Here is a 5,164-nt window from a genome sequence, read left to right as displayed (position 1 = left end):
CGTTCGTAAAAGTACACTTTTACGAACGCTCAAAAAATAGCTGAAAAGCGACAAAAAGAACGTTCGTAAATGTGTCAATTCACTTTACGAACGTTCGCCATTAATTTTTATGCTTTTCGAACGAAAAATATATATTATTGGTTTTACCAATACCTAAATCAAAAATTATTTAGGGTTACTCGTGAACCGCTTTTTTTCTTTAATTATTTTTTCAACATATGTCTCAACATTACTTGTATTGACTGGTTCATCAGATGGCATGAGGCCATGAGTAAGAAAAAAATCTTCTTCTTTAATTTCTGAAACATCTTTTAATACAATTTGATTCACGTTCATTTTGATAAATAAATCTTCTCTTAAATCATTAGGACCTAGACCCAAATCGTTTTTTAAAATAGGACAAAGAAAAAATTCATTATTATTCTTTAGAGACTCTTTCAAAATTTCTATATTTTTGTTATTACTTGCTTCCATAGTATGAAGCCGATTGATAACAGCAAATATCATTTTATCTGAAGAATTTGCAGAGGATGATACATCATGATTATCTCCAATAATAACTCGATACCATAAAGGATTTTTCTTATCAATTCTGGTTATTATTCCGATACGTATTTTCTTACTCTTATCTTCGTTAATCCATTTTTGAAAAATCTTAATCCCTTGCTGATTATTGAAGACTAAACCAAGAATTGGAGGATATCGAAAATCAATATCTGACATAACAGAAACGCCCAGCCAGCTAGCCTGGTCCCACAGAGGAGCATAGATCACTTCACTAACATGAATAGCATTATGCTTTACCTTAGAGAAATCAGTTCCATTTGGTGGTGGACCGAAATGAACTTTTGAAGGCTCAACAGAATCCAAATTTTCGTCTTTAACTACTTTAATTGAAAAGTTTATGTTATTTTCTGCTGTTTTCTTATAAATACTTCTTCCTTCTATCTTGTTTGAGAAGTCATCAAAAATATCTTCACTAGCCAAAAATGTATCGAGCGTGCTAGAAAAATTGACACATCTAAATAAGGAGTTTTCTTCTTCTATGGCTTTTTTTAGCTGTTGAAAATCTACTTCTCTAATAATAAGTTGAGAAATAAACAGGGATGTAATTGCCATTAATTTATCATCAATGTCCTTTTTATTTTCTCTATTTAACATTCCGGTTTTCTGTGAAATATTGATTGTAACTTTATTTTCTATTTGAATGTAATTAAAAGAGAAATCTGCTTCTTCATTGATTATAAGCTCAATATCAAATGATGAAATAATTGGAATCATATTTTCTGACACAGAAGTGGCGAATATGTTCTCAAACATTGCTAATATCGTGGCCCCTAACTCTAAAGTTTCACTTTCGTTAGGGGCTTCTATTGTGACATTACAGCCCAAAATTTTAGAGGTTAACTTTGATTTGCTCTTCAAAATTAATGGATTCATTTTACTAGGAAGGTCATCCATTGCCGGTTGGTGCAATAAATTTTCAATGAAATCATCCACTGATTCCGTATTACCGAGTGCTTCAACGAAATCACTATCGTAGTAACCCAATTGATACTTTAATGAAGCAGAGGAAATATTTAAATCTAAATCCTTTAGATAGTCTGGAAACTGATTATATCTGTCTATCACTTCAGCGTGGAGTTTCAAAAAACCCATAGCTAAAATTGAATCATAATGCTGATAGCGTTGATATACTTTTTCTTCGTCCAGTTGATACGGATAAATATTCTCGGAGATTAACTCAAATTCGTTAAATTTGATCGAATACTCCACTCTTCCCAATAAAATCTCTAAATACTTTAATGCTCTCATAGAAAGAAATAAGCTTGGGAGAGCTTTTCCTTTATCAAAATAAGTATTGAACGAATCGACAAAAGCTTTTACGTAGTAACTACGCGCTCCCCACTTTAACCCTACTTGCTCAAATGCATGTCCTAACTTTAAAAACGTTTGAACTAAATCTGTCTTCGATTCTTCATTATATAACCTGGTCAGTGCTCTGCTATAAAAGCGGATTGCTTCATAAGGACTCTTTTCTATAAAGTCGTCTCCTCGCGTTAGAAGCAACTGAGATGACTCAATATTTCGGGATTGCTCTCCTAATTTTTCAATGAGTAGTTCAAATAATAGATCATATTTAGAGCTATCTTTTAAAACCGGTAGCTCTAATACTTTTTTTACCATTTTTAAATCGATATCATTATTAAACTCCATATCTTGAAGAAGATTTATATACTCTTCAACGGCAAAATCCCATTCTTCCGGATTCTGCATTCTAACCATTTGATAATCAAAAAGAGCCAGGCTGGATCGTTTAGGATTTTCAGAGTCATTTATAAATCTATCGTAACTTACTTTTATTAATTCAAAGTGTTCCTCCAGTCTATTTTCTCTTAACAAGTAATTAAAATTCCCATTATTTAAAGTTATCCAAAGAGTTGATAATAATTTCAGTATGGGATAATTGTTTTGATTCTCCTTGTAAAGATTTTCGAGTTCTTGATACTTTTCGTAAAATTCTTCTCTATTTTCATACCACCATATCATTGTCCAACAGTAATCATATATCGATGTGGCATACTCTAAAGGAGTTCCATACTTCTTAGCAATTCTAAGATTTCTATCCAATATTGCCATCATTCTTGTGCTTTCTAGTTCCAATTGTCGGGCCAAATCCACAGTTTCTGATGAGAGCTTTACTTTTCTCGCATTCTTGACCTCTTTTATGTTTTTCAACTCTTCTTCAATCTCTCTTAAACGCTTTTTTCGTTGAAAGTCTAACGTACCCTCGATTTTAGTTTCTTCAAATTCATCCGACATGTTAAAAGCGTCTATTGCTATTTTCTGATTTTCATTCTTGAATGTATTTTCAATAAGCCAATTTTTATCAAGAATACGAACATCAATATTAAAATCACTCTTAAAATTATCTTCTAATTCCGCACGCTTTTTATCAGACACATATTGATTAGTGAGAAAGAATATTTTCTTATATCCTCTATCAAAATCCGTATTTGTTGAAATAATTTTTTTGACATCTGACTTAACCTTGGATCGCCAGTCTTTTTTTGCACTGATTGCAAAAGCCCATCTCTCATTATGGGCTTGATCGTTATATCCAAATAACCATGACTCTGCAAGTGCTTCAGATACAGGATATGTTTCAGAGTCAACCTTGCTATCTCCACCACCTGTAGGACCAGTTTGAGGAAGTAAGTTCGGACAAATAGTTATTTCTACTAACTTTCTACAATAATCTTCAAACTCTTTTTCTTTACTTTGACTAGTCAAAGTTTCTAGGAAGTAAGAAAAGAACTCTTTAGAAAGTTTACTTTTTTTCAAAATTGTAGAGTCAGAATACAAGTCTGGATGAATTTTTTTATAGAATTCTTTTTCTTTCACAGATTTCGACCCCCTATTACCATTATAATTTCCTTCTATTTATGATGATTATTCTCTTTAAAATAAAGTAACTCAACTGAGTAGCCATTTACTAAGACGTTAAAGTTATTTTTAGTTTTTACTGCCTCATAATGTTTCGTCGGAATATTATCTTTATTGTAATAAAAAACTAATTCTCCAATTTCTTCTTGTAAATATGTAAAGCGCCCTACTTTTACTAAATTTCTCATTAAGTCAGTAAGCATAATAATTATAAATCCTCTAAAATCCAAGGGAGCAAACACCACTCGTTTTTCCCATACCCACCGTTCTGGTTTTTCTTTTTTATTTATGTACTTTAAAGTTTGACCCTTTTCTTCTATTTTATTTTCGTCATCTTGTCGACCTAGGGTAAAACCATTATCTCCAGCAGAAACCACTAACCCATGTTTGAAAGCATTGTAGTCGTATACTTCTAAAAGTTGTGCAGCAGACCATGAAATCCACTTTTTTAAAATTCCTGCTGCTTCACTCTTTGTTAAACTCCCTTCCCAATGGGAAACATCTTTAAAACCATAAAATACATAAAGTATCATTTCATCTAAAGACAACTCCGCATTTTGAAATTTAAATTCCTCTTTTGCAAGTGAAGACAATATAGTTTTAAATTTTCTAAAATCCCTTTCTCGAGCCATCTCTAACCAGGGACTTTGTGTTAAAGAAATATGAGCAAGAAAAAGCCTTAAAAATGTTTCTATGCAATGATAATAAGTATTTGAGAGTTCAAGTTTCGAAAATTTCTCTAGCTCTGATTCTTCGATGATGTTTTCATCCGGTTTTAATTCGAGTACTCCAACTTTTATTGTCTTCAGATTATTGAAAGACGTACTGATTTCAGTTGGATTACTAATCATGCCAGTCAGAATATGAAGCTTAGTATTAAAATAATCAATAGGATACTCGTCGTAAAATTCTTTATTAATTTTGTCTACCTCTTCTGGTACAAGACCTCTATCTGGACCTACCTTTGAATTTTTCCGAGTGTTTTTTTTACCCATTATTCCGCCTCCTTCTTCAATTGTCTATATAAAGTTGCTGCAGATATTCCTGTGGCTTCTTGTATTTCCTTAACGCTCATCCTTTGCGAATGATAGAGAGCCATTGCATGATTCAGTTTTTGTTGATTTACTTTAGGACGCCCACCCTTCCTTCCTCTTGCACGAGCTGCCTTTAACCCTGCCATCGTTCTTTCTCGAATGATATCCCTTTCGAATTCAGCTAAAACTGACAACATTCCAAACATGGCTTTCCCTGCAGCTGTACCCGTATCAATGTTATCTTGGATGCTGACAAACTCCACTCCTTTTTCTCGGAGGAGTTCTGCAATCTCAATCAACCGTTTTGTGGATCTGGCTAACCTATCCAATTTATAAACAACAAATTTATCACCGGCTCGGGACATCTTAATTGCTTGCAACAATTCTGGACGATCATCTTTTGCTCCCGACAGTTTCTCCTGGAAAATCTCTTCACAACCAAATTCTTTTAGAGCATCTAACTGTAAATTCAACGATTGATCGATTGTACTAACTCGAGCATATCCGATAATCATAAAATCCCTCTTCCCACTTATATTATCAGAATAATTATATCAAATATATCCGTTTAAGATAAATAGTTTTTGAAATGAGTTTTGATATAAAAAGCAATAAAAAAGAAGAAGATTTGTTACTTCTACTGATATTTTGCAATGATTTTAACCGTTATCTTGCACTTAAAA

3 protein-coding genes are annotated in these 5,164 nt (G+C 32.6%); all 3 read right to left on the bottom strand.

The genetic code is table 11. The features are described 5' to 3' along the window. Positions 1-165: 165 nt before the first annotated feature. Genes KW93_RS13190 through KW93_RS13180 form a run of 3 tightly spaced genes read right to left on the bottom strand, consistent with a single transcriptional unit; the run spans position 166 to position 4,996 of the window. Positions 166-3,405: a hypothetical protein gene (locus KW93_RS13190; RefSeq protein WP_033543499.1), complete on the bottom strand. Its 3,240-nt coding sequence runs from the start codon at positions 3,403-3,405 to the stop codon at positions 166-168. A 35-nt stretch (positions 3,406-3,440) separates the two neighbouring features. Further along, positions 3,441-4,442 (bottom strand): hypothetical protein, encoded by a 1,002-nt coding sequence (locus tag KW93_RS13185; protein WP_033543498.1) that lies wholly within the window; start codon positions 4,440-4,442, stop codon positions 3,441-3,443. Beyond that, positions 4,442-4,996: a recombinase family protein gene (locus KW93_RS13180; RefSeq protein ID WP_033543497.1), complete on the bottom strand. Its 555-nt coding sequence runs from the start codon at positions 4,994-4,996 to the stop codon at positions 4,442-4,444. The genes KW93_RS13185 and KW93_RS13180 overlap by 1 nt, the downstream gene beginning before the upstream one ends. Between the last annotated feature and the right edge of the window lie 168 nt (positions 4,997-5,164).

The sequence above is a fragment of the Planococcus sp. CAU13 genome (assembly GCF_000775575.1).
In the GTDB taxonomy this organism is placed as follows: Bacteria; Bacillota; Bacilli; order Bacillales_A; family Planococcaceae; genus Planococcus.
The sequence above is the reverse complement of the archived record's forward strand: the minus strand, read 5'-3'. Positions and strand labels throughout refer to the sequence as shown.